The sequence below is a fragment of the Cupriavidus sp. L7L genome (assembly GCF_004353535.1).
Taxonomy (GTDB): domain Bacteria; phylum Pseudomonadota; class Gammaproteobacteria; order Burkholderiales; family Burkholderiaceae; genus Cupriavidus; species Cupriavidus oxalaticus_A.
The window spans coordinates 41,729-57,786 of the sequence record NZ_SMNY01000004.1; the positions used below are offsets into that span (position 1 = coordinate 41,729).

The 16,058-nt window shown below is 67.2% G+C and carries 11 protein-coding genes and 1 tRNA gene; 5 read left to right on the forward strand and 7 right to left on the reverse strand.

Going from position 1 to position 16,058, the window contains the following annotated elements:
* Window positions 1–567 precede the first annotated feature (567 nt).
* Window positions 568–1,461 carry an amino acid ABC transporter substrate-binding protein gene (locus tag E1J61_RS04975; RefSeq protein WP_133093098.1) on the forward strand — a complete coding sequence of 298 codons (894 nt, stop codon included), beginning with the start codon at window positions 568–570 and terminating at the stop codon, window positions 1,459–1,461.
* 144 nt (window positions 1,462–1,605) lie between these two features.
* Here E1J61_RS04975 and E1J61_RS04980 read toward each other — a convergent pair whose 3' ends face one another.
* Window positions 1,606–2,115 carry a hypothetical protein gene (locus E1J61_RS04980; protein ID WP_133093042.1) on the reverse strand — a complete coding sequence of 170 codons (510 nt, stop codon included), beginning with the start codon at window positions 2,113–2,115 and terminating at the stop codon, window positions 1,606–1,608.
* Between the two features lie 252 nt (window positions 2,116–2,367).
* On the opposite strand from E1J61_RS04980, the gene E1J61_RS04985 reads away from it, so the two are divergent.
* The gene (locus E1J61_RS04985; protein WP_133093043.1) at window positions 2,368–2,700 is read left to right on the forward strand and encodes a multidrug efflux SMR transporter; all 333 of its coding nucleotides are present in this window, start codon (window positions 2,368–2,370) and stop codon (window positions 2,698–2,700) included.
* A 570-nt stretch (window positions 2,701–3,270) separates the two neighbouring features.
* Entirely contained in the window at window positions 3,271–4,950 is a 1,680-nt protein-coding gene (locus E1J61_RS04990; RefSeq protein WP_133093044.1) for a 4-hydroxyphenylacetate 3-hydroxylase N-terminal domain-containing protein, read from the forward strand.
* A gap of 76 nt (window positions 4,951–5,026) precedes the next feature.
* On the opposite strand, the gene E1J61_RS04995 is transcribed toward E1J61_RS04990, so the two are convergent.
* Window positions 5,027–5,101 (reverse strand) — tRNA-Arg (locus E1J61_RS04995).
* A gap of 376 nt (window positions 5,102–5,477) precedes the next feature.
* Between E1J61_RS04995 and E1J61_RS05000 the strand changes: the two genes are divergently transcribed.
* Window positions 5,478–5,771: a hypothetical protein gene (locus tag E1J61_RS05000; protein WP_133093045.1), complete on the forward strand. Its 294-nt coding sequence runs from the start codon at window positions 5,478–5,480 to the stop codon at window positions 5,769–5,771.
* 81 nt (window positions 5,772–5,852) lie between these two features.
* Entirely contained in the window at window positions 5,853–6,629 is a 777-nt protein-coding gene (locus E1J61_RS05005) for a PP2C family serine/threonine-protein phosphatase (protein WP_133093046.1), read from the forward strand.
* Window positions 6,630–6,658: 29 nt separating this feature from the next.
* On the opposite strand, the gene E1J61_RS05010 is transcribed toward E1J61_RS05005, so the two are convergent.
* The 5 genes from E1J61_RS05010 to E1J61_RS05030 form a co-directional block, all read right to left on the reverse strand.
* Window positions 6,659–8,011 (reverse strand): sigma-54-dependent Fis family transcriptional regulator, encoded by a 1,353-nt coding sequence (locus E1J61_RS05010; protein ID WP_133093047.1) that lies wholly within the window; start codon window positions 8,009–8,011, stop codon window positions 6,659–6,661.
* On the reverse strand, window positions 8,008–11,148 hold the full coding sequence (locus E1J61_RS05015; protein WP_240745890.1) for a peptidase domain-containing ABC transporter: 3,141 nt from the start codon (window positions 11,146–11,148) through the stop codon (window positions 8,008–8,010). Before E1J61_RS05015 ends, E1J61_RS05010 begins: the two co-directional genes overlap by 4 nt.
* Window positions 11,129–11,881: a peptidylprolyl isomerase gene (locus tag E1J61_RS05020; protein WP_133093048.1), complete on the reverse strand. Its 753-nt coding sequence runs from the start codon at window positions 11,879–11,881 to the stop codon at window positions 11,129–11,131. The genes E1J61_RS05015 and E1J61_RS05020 overlap by 20 nt, the downstream gene beginning before the upstream one ends.
* Before the next feature lie 93 nt (window positions 11,882–11,974).
* Window positions 11,975–13,354, reverse strand: a complete 1,380-nt coding sequence (locus tag E1J61_RS05025) for an HlyD family efflux transporter periplasmic adaptor subunit (RefSeq protein WP_133093049.1) — start codon at window positions 13,352–13,354, stop codon at window positions 11,975–11,977.
* Window positions 13,351–15,987 (reverse strand): FHA domain-containing protein, encoded by a 2,637-nt coding sequence (locus E1J61_RS05030; protein ID WP_133093050.1) that lies wholly within the window; start codon window positions 15,985–15,987, stop codon window positions 13,351–13,353. The genes E1J61_RS05025 and E1J61_RS05030 overlap by 4 nt, the downstream gene beginning before the upstream one ends.
* Window positions 15,988–16,058: the final 71 nt, after the last annotated feature.

Here is a 16,058-nt window from a genome sequence, read left to right on the forward strand (position 1 = left end):
CGGGGATGGTTGCCGGGCATGGCGCGGCAGCCCGCATTGTAGACGACCCCGGCCGCAGGCGGCCCCAGACACGCGGCCCCCGGGCAGGCGGCCCAAAAAAGAAGGGCCCGCGCACTGCGGGCCCAAGAGTCTCTCCTCGGTGCCCTGCTCGCAAGGCACGCAAACAGAGTATCAATGGGCCCGGTCCCGCTCCAGTCGGACAAATCCGTAAGGGAAAGTCCCGTCAACCCGGCGTTGCTCGCCGGGCACGCTTGCCGCGCCGCCAGTTGTCCGGACCCGGTGCCGCGTGGAACAATGGCTTGTCCTGCACACCCGGGGTGCCGGCACGACAGGCAAGACGACACGCAAGACGACAGGCAAGACAACGCAGAGCCGGCGCCACAGCCGGCCAGAAGACGGAACGGGTGGTTGGCCTCCGGCCGCTGCCCGCGCCGGTTCCAGTCATTTTTGTACGGGGGTTACATGTTCGATCCGGGTCCGGGGCGCCTGCCTTCCTGCGGGAAGCGCGCGCCCGTCTTGTCATGCCCTGCCCTGGCCGCGCTGGCAGTGGCGCTGCTGGCCGCGGCCATGCCGGCACCATCCGCCGCCGCCAGCGCATCCACCACTGCCACCGACCCTGCCGCCGCGGCGCCGTCCGACGTCGCGCCGGTGCTGCGCCGGATCAGGCAGACCGGCGCCATCCGCATCGCCCACCGCGAAAGCTCGGTGCCGTTCTCCTTCGTCGCCGACGGCAAGCCGGTCGGCTATGCCGTCGACCTGTGCCTGAAGGTTGCCGACGCCGTGCGCGGCGCGCTGAAGCTGCCGTCGCTGCGCGTGGACTGGGTGCCGGTCACGCCGGCCAGCCGCATCCCGGCCATCGTCGAGGGCAAGGCCGACCTGGAATGCGGCTCCACCACCAACAACCGCGAGCGGCGCGAGCAGGTCGCCTTCACCATCCCGCATTACATCGCCGGCAGCCGCATGCTGGTCAAGGCGGCGTCGGGCATCAACCGGTGGCCGGACCTGCGCGGCAAGACCGTAGTCTCGACCACCGGCACGACGCCGCTGGCCACGCTGCGCAAGATGGATGAGTCCGGCGCGCTGCAGCTGCGGCTGGTCGAGGCCAGGGACCACGCCCAGGCCTTTGCCATGGTCGAGGCCGGCAAGGCCGATGCCTTCGTGATGGATGACGTGCTGCTCTATGGCCTGCGCGCCAACGCGGCGCGCCCGGACGACTACCGCGTCACCGGCGACCCGCTCACCATCGAGCCCTACGCCATCATGCTGTCGCGCCACGACGCGGCCTTCAAGCAGCTGGTCGACAAGACGCTGGTGGCGTCGATCTATGACCAGGACACGCAGCGGCTGTACCGCAAGTGGTTCCAGGCGCCGATTCCGCCGCACGGCATCCGGCTCGATATCCCGATGAGCTACCTGCTGCGCGACTCGTTCAAGTTCCCGAGCGACAAGGTGTCGGACTGACGTAGCCAGGCCAGGAGAAGGCGCGCCGCATGGACCTTCCTGATGGCCGCGCTGCTGATGGCGGCCACCGGCATGACCGGAGGTTCGACAAGCTGAGGCGCCCGCGCGCGCCCTGAACGACCCTGAGCGTCCCCCCAGGCGCCGCTACAGCATCAGGAAGGCAACGTCGGCGGCGCTGACCGCATCCGGCGGCACGCCCTTGCGGCGCTGGAACAGGATGTGCTGCAGCACGCGGTCGCGGTGCGTGGCGAAGGTCTGCGGGTCCAGCCGCAACGCCATGCGGGCGTAGTGCTCGGCCATCAGCTTGTAGACCCGGTGGCGCACCAGCAGCATTTCGTTTTCTGCCTTGAACCGGCTCATCGTCCCCGTGTGGTCGTCTTCCAGCTGGCGCATACCGACCACCACCCGCGCGTGCATGCCCCGGTAGCGGTCGATTTCCGCATGGGCCTTGCGCAGTTCTTCGCGCAGCGACCGGACCTCCTGCATCAGCTTGAGGTTGTGCTGCACGCCCCGCTGGATGCGCGTGGCTTCTTCCAACGCATGGTCCGCCGCGGCGATGGTGTCCTGCCATGGCGTCGTGTCCGCCTCCAGCGCCTTCTCCCCGGACTGCGTCGTTGGCCAGACGGCCGCGTCTTCGATGCCGGTGTGATTCATACCGCTCCCCTTACCCAAAAGCCAGCCGCCGGCATCGTAAGGTTCGTGCCGGCTTGGTCAGGCCGCAATACCGCGACTGCCTGGTAATGCACGCCCGCGGGGCGTGCCTAGTTCTGTATTTTGCTTCATTGAAAACCGCAATGCCGCTTCGCACAACCACCACGACGGAGGGACGCGGCTTTGGCGCAACATGGCGGCGGCGCTAAGATGCCGGTCTGGCTGCGTTGCCGCCCCCTCTTTCCAGCCCCAACCATGAACGGATACCTGCTCCTCGCCCTCGCCATCGTCGCCGAAGTCATCGCCACCAGCAGCCTGAAGGCCTCGCAAGGATTCACGCGGCTGGTGCCCAGCGTGCTGGTGGTGGGCGGCTACGTGGCGGCGTTCTGGCTGCTGATGATGGTGATGCGGACCGTGCCGGTAGGGATCGCGTATGCAATCTGGAGCGGGGCCGGGATCGTGCTGGTGACGCTGATCGCGGTGGTGCTGTACCGGCAGATCCCGGATCTGGCCGCTTGCCTGGGGATCGGCCTGATCATTGCCGGCGTCGCGGTGATTCAGCTTTTTTCCAAGTCCAGCGCGCACTGAACAACGCCATGCCCAGACTGCAGGATGCAACGCCGCTTGGCCTGCTGGCAGCCGAACGATTTACCGCACCTCGCACGGCCCGGGCGTACATGTCACGGTGGAACCCGGCGGCACGATGATGGTACGGCCGCTCGGCGGCGGATCGGAAACGGTGCGTTGCACCGAGATGCAACTGGCGAGCCCGAGAAGCGGCAACAACACTAGTGAACGTACGAGAAGTCTGACGCGTGCCATGGCGATCTCCCTGTAGGGCAAGGCCGCTGCCGGCAGGTGTCGGGAACGCAACCTTTGCCTTTGCGGAAGTATAGGCAAGCAAGGCGCAATTGGCCCCCTGGTGATCGAATCGGGATGGGGGAATTTGCCTGAGGCTGTCGCCAAGAATCGAATCTGCATCTGGCCGGATTCACATTCAGACATAGCGAAAGCGGCCCCGGACACAAACGCCGCGTCATTGCCATGGCATAACAATGTATCGTCAATGCAGCTTCGGCCTGCGCGTTTGCGCACCGAAGCTCTGGCGTGCCCGCCTTGCGGTACGGCACATACTCTTTCCGCGAGAAGCCAAGCGATATGTTCGACGACCTGCGCAATCCCTACGACCGCGTCTATGTGCCGTTCACCGGCAAGGAATTCCTGCAAAGCCTGGACGATGGGCGCGAAGTGTGGATCTACGGAGAGCGTGTACGCAATGTCGCCGAGCATCCGGCCTTTCGCAACATGGCGCGCATGATTGCCCGGATGTACCAGGCGCTGCACGATCCGGAACGCCACACCGAACTCTGCGTTCCGACCGAATGGGGCGGCTTTACCCAGCGCTTTTTTCGCGCCCCGCGCGATGCGGCCGAGCAGGTGGCGCAGCGCGATGCGATTGCTGGCTGGCAGAAGTGCGCATGGGGCTGGATGGGACGGTCTCCGGACTACAAGGGCTCGTTCCTGGCCACACTGGGGGCCAACCCGGCGTTCTACAAGGGCTACGAGGAAAACGCCCGACATTGGTATCGCAAGGCTCAGGAGCGGACCTGGTACCTGGGCCACGCCATAGTCAATCCCCCGGTGGATCGCGATCTGCCGCCGTCGGCCACATCGGACGTATTTGTGCGTGTGGTCCATGAAGACGATGGCGGCATCTACGTGAGCGGGGCCAAGGTCGTTGCCACCGGCGCGGCGCTGACTCACTACACCTATGTTGCCAATGTCGACGCCACGCCAGCGCGAGGGCCCAAGTTCATCGTACCCACCAACGCCCCGGGATTGAAGCTTCTGTGCCGGGTCTCGAACGAATATCGGGCCGCGGTACTCGGCAGCCCGTTCGACTATCCCCTGTCATCGCGCCTGGACGAGAACGACGCCATTCTCGTGATGGACAATGTTTTCGTGCCGTGGGAGAACGTCTTCATGCACGGAGAGGTCCCGCAGGCGGACGCCATACAATCCGGCTCCGGATACCTGGAGCGCGCATCGCTCCACGGCTGTACGCGTGTCGCGGTCAAGCTCGACTTTATCATCGGACTATTGGCCCGCGCGCTGGAGATCACCGGCACCCGCGGCCTGTATGGCGTTCAGGTGCACCTCGGCGAGGTGATCGCATGGCGCAACGCTTTCTGGGCCTTGTCTGATGCGATGGCCAAGAGCGAAGTGCCCTGGCATGGCCACGTCCATCCCGATCCGCACTTTGCCGGCGCCTACCGCGTACTGAACCAGGAGGCATTGCCGCGCGTGCGCAATATCATCGAGCAGGTCGTAGCCAGCGGCCTGATTTACCTGAACTCACATGCGATCGACTTCAGCGTGCCCGAGATACGAGCCTATCTCGACAAGTACCTGCGCGGTTCCGGCGGCGCGCCGGCCGAGGAACGCGTCAAGGTCATGAAGCTGCTGTGGGATGCCATCGGCACCGAGTTCGGCGCACGTCATGAACTTTACGAGATCAATTACATCGGCGGCAACGACGCCACGCGGTTGACCAACCTGTCGGCGGCGCAGAACACGGGCAACCTGGACCAGATGAAGGCTTTCGCCCGTTCGGCAATGGATGACTACGACCTGACCGGCTGGACGGTTCCAGACCTGGTCAACCCCGACGATGTCAGTGCGCTTCCGCGCAACCCGCGTGCCGCGAGGCAGAAACGTGGCAATGCCATAAATGACATTGCGGCCAAAACCGCCAAGCCAAATAGAACTGCTCCACCTCGCACCACCGCTAACGGCGCAATCGCCGTACCAGGCTGTTCGGGCCCGAGACGGCGCTGACCCTGCCCTGCCAGGGCCCTGGGACTCCGGCCGCCCGCCTGCTTGTTTGGGGATGGGAAGAAAGCTGAAGCGTGGATGGTCCCGCCGACAGGAATCGAACCTGTATCTAGCGCTTAGGAGGCGCTCGTTCTATCCATTGAACTACGGCGAGGGGACCCTGAAGCAGGAGGGGAGTATATCAAAATCCTCTTGCCGGGAGTCAGCCGACACCGCTGCGGCGCAGATGCTGCATCGGTGGTCCGCGGCACATATCAGAGGACAGAGGAGGAAAATTACGGCTGCAGCGGGGTTATGCCGGGGTGCAGAACAGTGACGGGGAATTTCCGACAGCTGGTCGCGCCGGTGTCGGTGCCAGCCCAACGCATAGCGACGATCCGCTGATGGCGCGTCGCCGTGCCGCCAGCCGCCAACCCGCGCCGCACGGCGCCCTGGCGCCGACCCGGGCAACGGCCGCGAGCGCTGGCACGCGCCTTGCTGTATTCCGGTACCGCCCCGGCACCAAGCCGCCACTAACCGGAGACAGAAATATGGCCACCCTCGCTATCCACGATCTTGCCAGCTGCCGCGAACTTGCTTCCGACACCATGGCCCGCGTGCGCGGTGCCGGCGGGCAGTGGGTGTTCGGGTGGATCCGCCCGTTCGTGCCTTCATCGCCATTGCCGGCCGGCGCGGTGTTCAACTTTTACGAGATCAATTACAGCTTCTATGCTGATCAGATGAACAACCAGTTCCAGAACATCGATATCCGCAACAACGCGCCCAACTCCAATATCAGCGTCCAGGGCGACCAGGGCGCAAGGAACGACGGCCGCCTGGTCTGAGCGAGCGTCGTGGCACGCCCCGGCGCGACGGGGCAAGAATGGGGCAATAAAGGGGCGCGCGATGCGGAGCGGAGGCTAGATTTGGGTTTCGATTCGCACTTCCAGTGGACCTCGGCGGCCTGTACCGACGTCGGCCGCGTACGCGAACGCAACGAGGATGCGTGCCTGGACCTGCCCGCGCAGCAGCTGTGGGCGGTCGCCGACGGCATGGGAGGTCACGCCGTCGGCGACTTCGCCAGCCAGGCCGTGGTCAAGGCGCTGGCCGCGCTGCCGCCGCAGCCGCTGCTGGAAGACCGGATGGAAGCCACGCGCGCGGCGATGCAGGGGGTCAACCTGGCGCTGGTCGACGAAGCCGCGCGGCTGGGGGTGCGCTGCATCGGCAGCACGGTGGTGGTGCTGCTGGCCGGCGACCGGCGCTGCGGCTGCCTGTGGGCGGGCGACAGCCGGCTGTACCGGCTGCGCGGCGGCGAGCTGGTGCGGCTGACGCGCGACCACAACCAGGTCGAGCGCCTGCTGGCGCGCGGACTGATCACGCCCGAGCAGGCGCGCCACCATCCCGCGCAGAACACCATCACGCGCGCCGTCGGCGCCGCGGCGACGCTGGCGCCGGAGCAGCTGCTGACCGAAGTTGCCGATGGCGACGTCTTCCTGCTGTGCAGCGACGGCCTGAGCAATGAGGTCGACGACCCCGACATCGCCGCGGTGCTGGCGCAACAGGATCCGCCGCAAGCCGCGCAGACGCTGCTGCAGATGGCGCTCGATGCCGGCGGGCGCGACAACATCTCGGTGGTGGTGATCCGCGCTGCCGATCCGTACGGCTCGGACAAGACGCTGGTCAATCCCGAGCTGGACACCTGAGCAGCGCCCCTACTCCTTACTACCCCTTGCTACCCCTTGCTCCCGTCAGCCTGCCGGCTGGCGCGGAAATCCTTGGAATGGATGCCGTGCTTCTTCAGCAGCATCTGCACGTGCGAGCGGTTCATGTCGAAGCGCCGCGCCAGCTCGGCGACGGTGCCGCCGACTTCCTGCAGCCCGCGCTCCAGGAAGGCGCGCTCGGCTTCGTCGCTGGCCGCGCGCTTGGCCTCGCTGAGCGAGGTGGGCATGGCGATGTCGGCCCCCGCTCCCCCTGCTGTTGCCGTCCCCACCACCGCCAGCGCCGCCGGCCTGGGCCGGATGTCCTGCGGCAGCTGCGCCAGGTCGGCGGTGTCGCCAGCCAGGCAGGAAAGCCGGTACATCAGGTTGCGCAGCTCGCGGATATTGCCCGGGTAGTCATAGTGCAGCAGGAAGTCGCGTAGCCGCGGCGTCAGCCTGACCGGCGCGCGCTTGAGCATGCTGGCGGCCTCGTCGCTGAAGTAGGACACCAGCAGCGGGATCTCGTCGTGCCGCTCGCGCAGCGCGGGCAGGCTGACATGGATTACGCTCAGGCGGTAGAACAGGTCTTCGCGGAAGGTGCCGGCCTCGCTCATCTTGCGCAGGTCCTTGTTGGTGGCGGCGACGATGCGCGCATCGACCGAGATGATCTCGTCCGAGCCCACGCGCTGGATCTCGTGCGCTTCCAGCACGCGCAGCAGCTTGACCTGCCCCGTCAGCGGCAGCTCGCCAATCTCGTCGAGGAAGATGGTGCCCGTATGCGCGCTTTCGAACTTGCCGCGCCGGTCGTTGCTGGCGCCGGTGAACGCGCCCTTCTTGTGGCCGAACAGCTCGGACTCGAGCAGGCTGTCGGGGATCGCGCCGCAGTTGACCGAGATGAACGGCTTGTCGGTGCGCGAACCGTTGGCGTGGATCACCTTGGCCATCAGTTCCTTGCCGGTGCCGCTCTCGCCGTCGATCAGCACCGGCAGGTCGGTCGGCGCGGCCTTCTCGGCGATTTCCAGCGCTTCGAGCAGCTTGGGGTTGTCGCCGAAGGTCCCCTCGAAGATAAAGCTGCGCTCCATCAGCGCCTGGCGCCGCTCGCGCGGCATGCGTTCGACCTCCTGCTGCGGCGGCGCGTTCTTGGCCGCGCTGTCGGCCCCGGTTTCGGCAGAAGACGCTGCCTGCACGAAGCGTTCCTTGTGCGACAGCCCCATGACCTCGTCGCGCAGCGTGGTGGCCTGCTTGAGCAGCTTCTCGATCTCGGGCCGGTCGAGGCGCGACGCCCAGCGCAGCGTCGAGCGCAGGATCTCGATCTTCTCGATCAGGCCGGCGAACGACACCGGCGAGGTGACCGAGGCGGGGGTGGCACCCTGGTTGTATAGCTTCATGCTGCGCTCAGTTGCTTCTGCACCAGTTGGTAATACATGCCCTTGCGTTCCAGCAGCTCTTCATGCCGGCCCTGCTCGACGATCGCGCCTTCATACAGCACCAGGATCTTGTCGGCCTGCATGATGGTGCTGAGGCGGTGCGCGATGATGACCGCGGTGCGCCCGCGCAGGATCTCCTGCATGTTCGCCAGGATGTTGCTCTCGGACTGCGTGTCGAGCGCCGAGGTCGCTTCGTCGAACACCAGCAGCCGCGGGTCGTGGTACAGCGCGCGCGCGATGCACAGCCGCTGGATCTGCCCGCCCGACAACCCCATGCCGCGCTCGCCCACCACCTGCTCGTAGCCGAGCGGCAGCTTGCTGATAAAGGCATGGGCATCGGCCATGCGCGCCACTTCCTCGATGCGGCGCCGGTCCGGGCTGTCGTCGCCGCAGGCGATGTTCTCGGCGATGGTGCCCGAGAACAGCAGGTTGGACTGCATCACATAGCCGACCTGCGCGCGGTAAAACGCCGCGTCGATCACGTTGAGGTCGTAGCCGTCCACCGACATCGAGCCCTCGGTCGGCTTGTAGAAGCCCACCAGCAGCTTGGCCAGCGTGGTCTTGCCCGAGCCGCTGCGCCCGACGATGGCGACCATCTCGCCCGGCCGGATGGTAAAGCTGATGTTCTCCAGCACGTAGGGTGTGTCCTCGCCGCCATAGCGGAAGTACAGATCCTTCATCACGATCTCGCCCTGCAGGTCGGGCAGCATCACGCGCGACAGCACGTCCTGCGGCTTCTGCTCCGGCTCCAGGTCGAGCACGTCGCCGAGCCGCTCCATCGCCACGCCGGCATCGTTGAGCTGGCCCCACAGCGCCACCAGTCCCATCAGCGGCGCCAGCACGCTGCCCATGAAGGCGTTGAAGGCGATCAGCTGGCCGATGGTCAGCTCGCGCTCGAGCACCAGCGTCGCCCCCACCCACAGCACCGCGATGGTGGTCGCGGCATTGAGCAGTTGGCTCGCCAGCCCCACCAGGATATGGAAAGCCTGCGCCTTGTATTGCGCTTCCAGCGCCTTGGTGTACTTGCGCTCCCAGCGCAGCCGCACCGGCCGTTCGATGCCCATGCCCTTGACGGTCTCCGCGCCGCCCAGCGTTTCCATCAGGTAGGCCTTGGCATCGGTCGACGCGGCAAAGACCTCGCGCGCATAGGTCTTGACCCTGGGCGTCACCACCACCGTCAGCGCCGCGATCGGGATCACGAAGGCGATCAGCAGCAGCGTCAGCTTGACGTTGTAGAGGAACATGATGGTGAAGTAGATAAACACCATCAGCAGGTTCAGCGCCGTGGTCACCGTCGACTCGGTCAGGAAGGCGCGGATGGTCTGGTTCTCCTGGAAGCGCGCGAAGATGTCGCCGGTCTTGCGCTTGGCGAAGAACGACAGCGGCAGCGACAGCGTGTGCTTGAAGAAGTGTGACATCATGGCGAAGTCCATGTTGCGCACCATGAAGTTGGCCAGGTACGCGCGGATCGTCGACATCAGCTGCGAGAACACGTTGGAGATGATCAGCCCCACGATCAGCAGGTGCAGCAGCCCCACGTTCTGGTGCACCACCACGCCGTCGAGGATGTTCTGGATGATCAGCGGCGGCACCACGCCCAGCATCTGGATCACGAAGGTCGCCAGGAACAGGTGCGCCAGGATCTTCTTGTACGGCGCCAGGTAGCCGATGAAGCGCAGCCACGGCGAGCGCTGCACCGACAGCTGCGTCATGCTCTCGCCCGGCGAGAATAGCAGGCAGGTGCCGCTCCAGCCGCGCTCGAACTCCTCCGCGCTCATCTTGCGGAAGCCGATGGCGGGATCGGCCACCCACACCCAGCGCGACGAGATGCCGTACACCACCACGTAGTGGTAGCCCTCCCAGTGCACGATGAACGGCAGCTCGAAGCCCATCAGCGAGTCGCGCGTGCATTGCACGCCGCGCGTGGTGAAGCCGAGCGATTCACCGGCGCGCGCCAGGCTGTCGAGCGTGGCGCCCTGCGTGGTCACGTTGGCCAGTTCGCGCAGCTTGCCCAGCGTCATCGGGATGCCGTAGTGCCGGCAGATCATTGCCAGGCAGGCCGCGCCGCAGTCCATTTCCTCGGCCTGCTCGACCAGGCCGAAGCGGCGGATCAGCTTCTCGCCCAGTTCGGGCCTGGAATGCAGGTCCAGCAGCACGGGACGCTTGCGCCGCTCGGCCAGCTTCTTCTGCCGATGTAGCTCGCGGTCGAGCGCGCGGATGCGCTCCTCCAGCACCTCGCGCAGGCGCGGGTTGCGCTCCAGGATCAGCTGCACGGTCTTCTCGGGAATGACCAGCAGGCGCACGTCGGTCTCGGCGACGGCCGCTGCCAGCTGCTCCTGCCGCATCACGCAGGCGCGCTCGCCGAAGATGTCGCCCTGCCCAAGTGTCGCCAGGGGGAACTCGCTGCCTTCTTCGCTGCGCACCACGCGCACGGTGCCCTGGCGCACCACGTACAGGCGCCGGTCCTCGCGCCCGTCCTGCTTCAGGATTTCCTTGCCGGCGCTGACGCGCTTGACGCCCACGCTGCGCACGGCGTCGGCCAGTTCCTGCTTGTCGAGCTTGCCGCGCAGGTCGAACAGCCGCGCGACAAAGCCGCCGGCGGAACTGATCGCGACATAGCTGGTGACAAAGGCCAGCGCGGCCGGGTTGCCGGCGACCACCGGCTCGGCCACGCTGCGCGGGATCATCAGCAGCTCGGTTTTTCCCGAGGCGCGCACCGACGACTCGTGCCGGTACTCGCGCAGCAGCGCGATATCGGCAAAGACCTCGCCCACCTTGCGCACGCCCATGCTGATTTCCTTGCCGTGTTCCTCGTTGAACACCCGCACGGATCCCGATTTGACGATAAACAGGCCGGGCGCCGCATCGCCGGCATTGCAGACGGTATCGCCAAAGCCGAAGGTCAGCACCTGCGCGGCCTCGGCCAGGCGCGACACTTCCTCCGGCGTCAGCACCGACAGGATTTCGACGCCGGCCAGGAACGTGGCCAGCGCGGATCCGCCCTCGGGCCGTTCCGGTGCTGTCGGCGCTGTCGGTGCGGCCGGCGCAGCGGCAGCGGCGGCGCCTTCGCCAGACTCGCTAGCGGGCTTCGATGACATGTTCCTGCGCCCTGCCCATCAGCCAGTCTTCGCGCAGCAGGCGCCGCACTTCCACCGCAACCTCGGTGTCGAGCGTGGCGGGATGCTTGGCGCGCACCAGGAAGACTTCGAAGAAAGAGCGGTCCGGCGCTGGGAACGGCCCCAGCAGGTCGCCCGGCTCCGCGTTGAATACCTTGGCCTCGATATCGGTCTTGAGCGAGCCGCGCAGCACCTTGCCGATCGCGCCGCCGTGCTCGCGCGTGTCGGCGATCGAATGCTCGCGCGCCATGTCGGCGAACGCGTCCGGATCGTCCTGCAGGTAAGAGATCAGCTCCTTGGCCTTGCCTTCGCTGTCGACCACGATATGGCTGACCTCGATGCTGTCGAAGCGCGGCGAGTTCAGCGCAAAGTACTCCTGCACCGCGGCGTCGCTGCAGACCTGCTCCATCATCCGCTCCTGGTACAGGTTGTCGGTGATGAACGCCTCGAACTCGTCGAGGCTGACATTGAGCGCATCGAGGTAGTGGTTCATGTCGGCGGCGCGGTGCAGCCCCTGCACGCGGCGGAACTGGTCGGCGCGCTCCTGGATTTCTTCGGGCGTGACCACCATGCCCTGACGCTTCGCGGCGTGCACCGTCAGCTTGTCGCGCACCATCTGCTCGACCAGACCTTCGAACTGCCCGGTCAGCTTGAGCAGCCGAACGAATTCCTCGACGCCGAGCACCTCGTCGTCGATACGGACAATGCCAGTCATGTCTAGGCTCCTTTTGACGGCCCTATGCGTTAGCACGGGCATCCGGATTGGCTGTTCCTGTATTCCCCCGGCTGCTGCCGGTGCTGCCGGCGGTTACCCCGCCACCTCGCGGAAGGGGTCGAGCCCCAGGTCGATCAGGCGGCGCTCGCGCACCACGATCTCCGCCGTGGCGGTCATGCCATAGCGCAACGGATACTTGTTGTCGGCCACGGTGTAGTAGTCGCGCGCCAGGCGCACCCTGCCCTCGTAGACCGGCTGCTTGTCGGGGCCCGGCTTGGTCGCGGGCGAAATGAATTCCAGCGTGCCTTCGATGATCCCGTAGCGCTGGTACGGGAAGGCGCTGAACTTGAGCTTGACCAGCAGCCCCTCGCGCAGGAAGGCGCGGTCGCGCTCGGCAATGACGATCTTGACCACCGGGCGCGCATCCTTGGGCGCGATCCCGCCCAGCGGCGTGTTGGCCTGCACCTTGTCGCCGCGCTGGGTGGAGGTGACATCGGTGATCACGCCCGACACCGGCGCCAGGATCAGCAGGAAATTGTCCTTGTCGATATTCTCGAAGCGGATGCGCGCGGCGGCGTCCGCCACCAGCCGCGCGGTCTGTACCTGCAGCCGCAGCTTGTCTTCGGTGCTGGCGATCTCGCGCAGCGCCGCGTCGTACTGCACGCGCAGCCCGGCCAGGTCCTGCCCGCTGCTTTCGAGCAGCGCGCTGGCCTGGGTCATCTCGCGGGACAGCCGGGCATCAAGCTCGCTCAGCCGCGACTGCGCCACGCGCAGGTTGTTCTCGGCGTCCTGCGCCGCGGCGCGCTTGGCATCGAGCTGCGACTGCGACACGCCGCCGCCGCCGGGCAGCGCCAGCAGGCGCGCATAGCGGTCCTGCTCCTGGCGCGCAAACTCGCGCGCGCGCCGGGCGTTTTCCAGGTTGCTGCGCGCCTCCTGCAGCTGCGCGCGCTGTTCCTCGGCCAGCCGCGTGGTGCCCTGGGCAAGGCGGTTCTCGTGCTGGCGCGTGGCCACGTCGATCTGCTGCTTGAGCGCGTTGGCGCGGCGTTCCATCAGCGCCTTTTTCTCCGGGAACTGCTTCCATTCGCGCTCGGAATCCTCCAGCTTGAGCTGCGCTTCCAGCGCATTGGCGGCGGCCTCGATCGCGCCGCGCGCGTTCAGCCGCGCCAGCACGTCATCCTTGGACACCGGCTGGCCTTCGGCGACGTACAGGTCGGCCAGCTCGCCGTCGACAGGGGCATAGAAGCGCCGCACTTCCGATTCGGGTGCCAGCGTGCCTTGCGCGGTGACGATGACATCGGCATGGCCGACGAAGGACCACACCAGCCCGCATACCACCAGCGCAAACGTGGTGACGATGGTCAGCATGCCCAGCCGCGACGGTTCGGCGGTAAGCAGGCCGATACCCTCGGCGCTGTGGTCTTCGAGCGCTTCGGACAGCGGCTTCAGGCCGGCCTGGCGGGAATCGTCTTTCATGGCTGCCTCGCTGGCTGCTGCGGCGCGGGGTTCGCCGCGTTGGCCGCGTCACTCGGGGCGGCATCCGCGGGTACCTTGCCGCTGTCTTCGCCGCCGATCAGCTCGAGCTTGGTCTTGAGGACGGCGGGATCGAGCACGGTGCGCAATTCACGCAGCGCATGGCGCTGCTGGTCGGCCTCGGCGCGGATCTCTTCCTCGACCTTGGCCAGCTGCGCCAGGTCCGCACTTTCGCCGGCGCGCAGCTGCGTAAAGATGCGCATGCCCTGGCGCGCATCGTCCTGCGCCTGCGACAGCAGCCGGGCCTGCGCGCGGAACCTGGGCGAGATGCCGGGTTCGAGCCGCTGCTCGCTGCCGATCACGCCGTTGCTGCGGTATTGCTTCCACGCGGCCACGGCGCTGCCCATCAGTTCGCGCGCGCGCCGCAGCGCGCTGTCGCGCACGCCGTTGACATCGGCTTCCACCGCGCTGGCGAAGAACTTGTCTTCGTCGGCGTCGAGCATGGCGTAGAAGCCGAGCAGGCGGTCTTCATAGCCCTTGCTGCCGCGCGCGGCCTGCAGCTCGGCAAACTGCGCCGCCACCTTCTGCTTGTGCGCGAGGTCGCGTGCGAGATCGTCGCTCCATGCGCCGCCCTGGATGCGCCTGAATCCCGCCAGCGCGGTGTTGCTGTCGCCCTGCTGCCACGCGCTGGCCGCACTGGCGTACTGCGTTGCCATCTCCGGCGGCGGCAGCCGCGGCGACAGTTGCGCGAACTGCGCCTGGAACGGCGGCGTGGCGAAGCGGCTGTCCGCCAGCCGCGCCACCAGCGTGCCGGGGCGGCGCGCGCGCAAGGCCTGCAGCAGCGCGGTGTAGCGGTCCAGGTCCGCCTGCACCTGGTCCAGGCCCGCCAGCCGCGGGTATTTCTCGCGATAGTCGGCGATCACCGGCTGCAGCGCTTCCGGCCGATCGCGGCCGAGTTCGGTGGCGATGCTGGTGTCGAGCCGCCCGATCGCCGCCAGGTAGACCGACGCATCGTTCTGCAGCCGGCGCACGTCGCTGAGCGCATCGGCATAGAGGTCGCGGAATGCCGGCACGTCGGCGGCAATGCGGCCCAGCGCGCGCTGGTGCGCGATGGTGTCCTGGTTCCAGTGCGCCAGCAGCTCGCGGATCGGCGCCTCATCGGCGTAGAGGCGGATCGGCGCATCGGCACCCCGCTGCGCGGCATAGCGTTCGAGCCGGCCGATCCATTCGAGTTCGGCCACCAGCGGCCGGGCGTCGGCGTTATTCGCGCCGAGCTGCCGCATCTGCGCGAGCGCGGCATCGGCACCGCCGAAGTCGCCGGCCTTGAGCTTCGCGACCCAGCCGGGCACGTAGGCGCGCAGCAGCGCTTCGGTGCCGAGCGCCTGCACCTCTGCATCGCCGGGATGGCGTGCGAGATAGCGGTCGGCCGCCTTCGCCGCGCCGGCGTAGTCGCCCGCCGCATGCAGGGTCTGCACCGCGCGCTCGTCGGCGCCGCGCCAGTAAAGCGCCGCGCCGGCCAGCACGGCCAGCAGCAACAGCGCGCCGCCCCAGCGCGCGGCGCGCCGCAGGCGTGCGCCGTCGTCGAGGCCGAAGCTGCGCGCCGCCTCCGCCAGCAGCAGCGCAATGCGTCCGCGCTTGCGCGGCGGATGCGCGCGGTCTGGCGCGGCGGTCGCGGCAGCGGCCTGGGCTTCGGCGTCGGCGTTGACTTCGTCTTCCTGGTGCGAGGCGTAGTCGACGCAGAAGATGTCCAGGAAGGAATCGGCGGCGCCGACAAAGGTGGTGCGGTCATCTTCGTCGTGTGCGGCGTCGTGTGCGGCCGGTTCAGCCGGCACCTGCGCCGGTACGGCGGGCTCCAGCGTGGTCCGCGTCGCGGTGGCATCGTCGTCGCCGGCGCGGCGGACCTCGGCCTTGTAGACGAAATGGCTGCCGCCGAACGCAATGCGGTCGCCGTTGTCCAGCGGCACGCCGTGGTCCGCCAGGCGCCTGCCGTTGACGAAGGTGCCGTTGGTACTGCCCAGGTCTTCCAGGAACGGCACGCCGCCCTTCAGGTACACATGCGCGTGCCGGCGCGACAGGTAGTTGACCTGCTGCGGATAGTTGTCGCGATAGCGCGCAAAGGCATCGTCGGCCTTGCTGATCAGGTACGGGAAGCCGTCGACATGAATCGGCTGCAGCCCGACATCGTCGCGTTCCGGCAGCAGCGTCAGCGCGACCCGCGGCGGCTCCGGCTGCGGTGCCCGCGGCGACAGCCGCACGCGGAACGACAGCGCCGGGCCGAATGCCAGCTCGTCGCCATCGCGCAGTTGCGCCGGCTGCCGCGCCACCGCCGCGCCGTTCACGCGCGTGCCGTTCTTGCTGCCCAGGTCGGCAACATAGACCACGCCTTGCTCGGCAAAGATGCGCGCATGGCGCCGCGACAGCGGCGCCGCGAGGTCTTCGGGATAGGCGGCGAATGGCAGCTCGGTGCGGCCGACCGGGAACAGGTCTTCGTCGATGCGGATCTCGCCCAGGTCCGGCCGCGAGACCGGCGTCAGGAACACATCGAATTCCCTTGCCAGTTCCTGGCTCGACTCCCGAGCGATCCCCTGGGCCATTTTCACCGGCATTTCCATGATCAGTGCTTCGTCAGGAGCCATGTTTCCAGGGAGCCAACAGCGCGGCTGCCGCAGCGGCCGGCCAAGGGGGGTGAAGCGACTAAGAACATAGT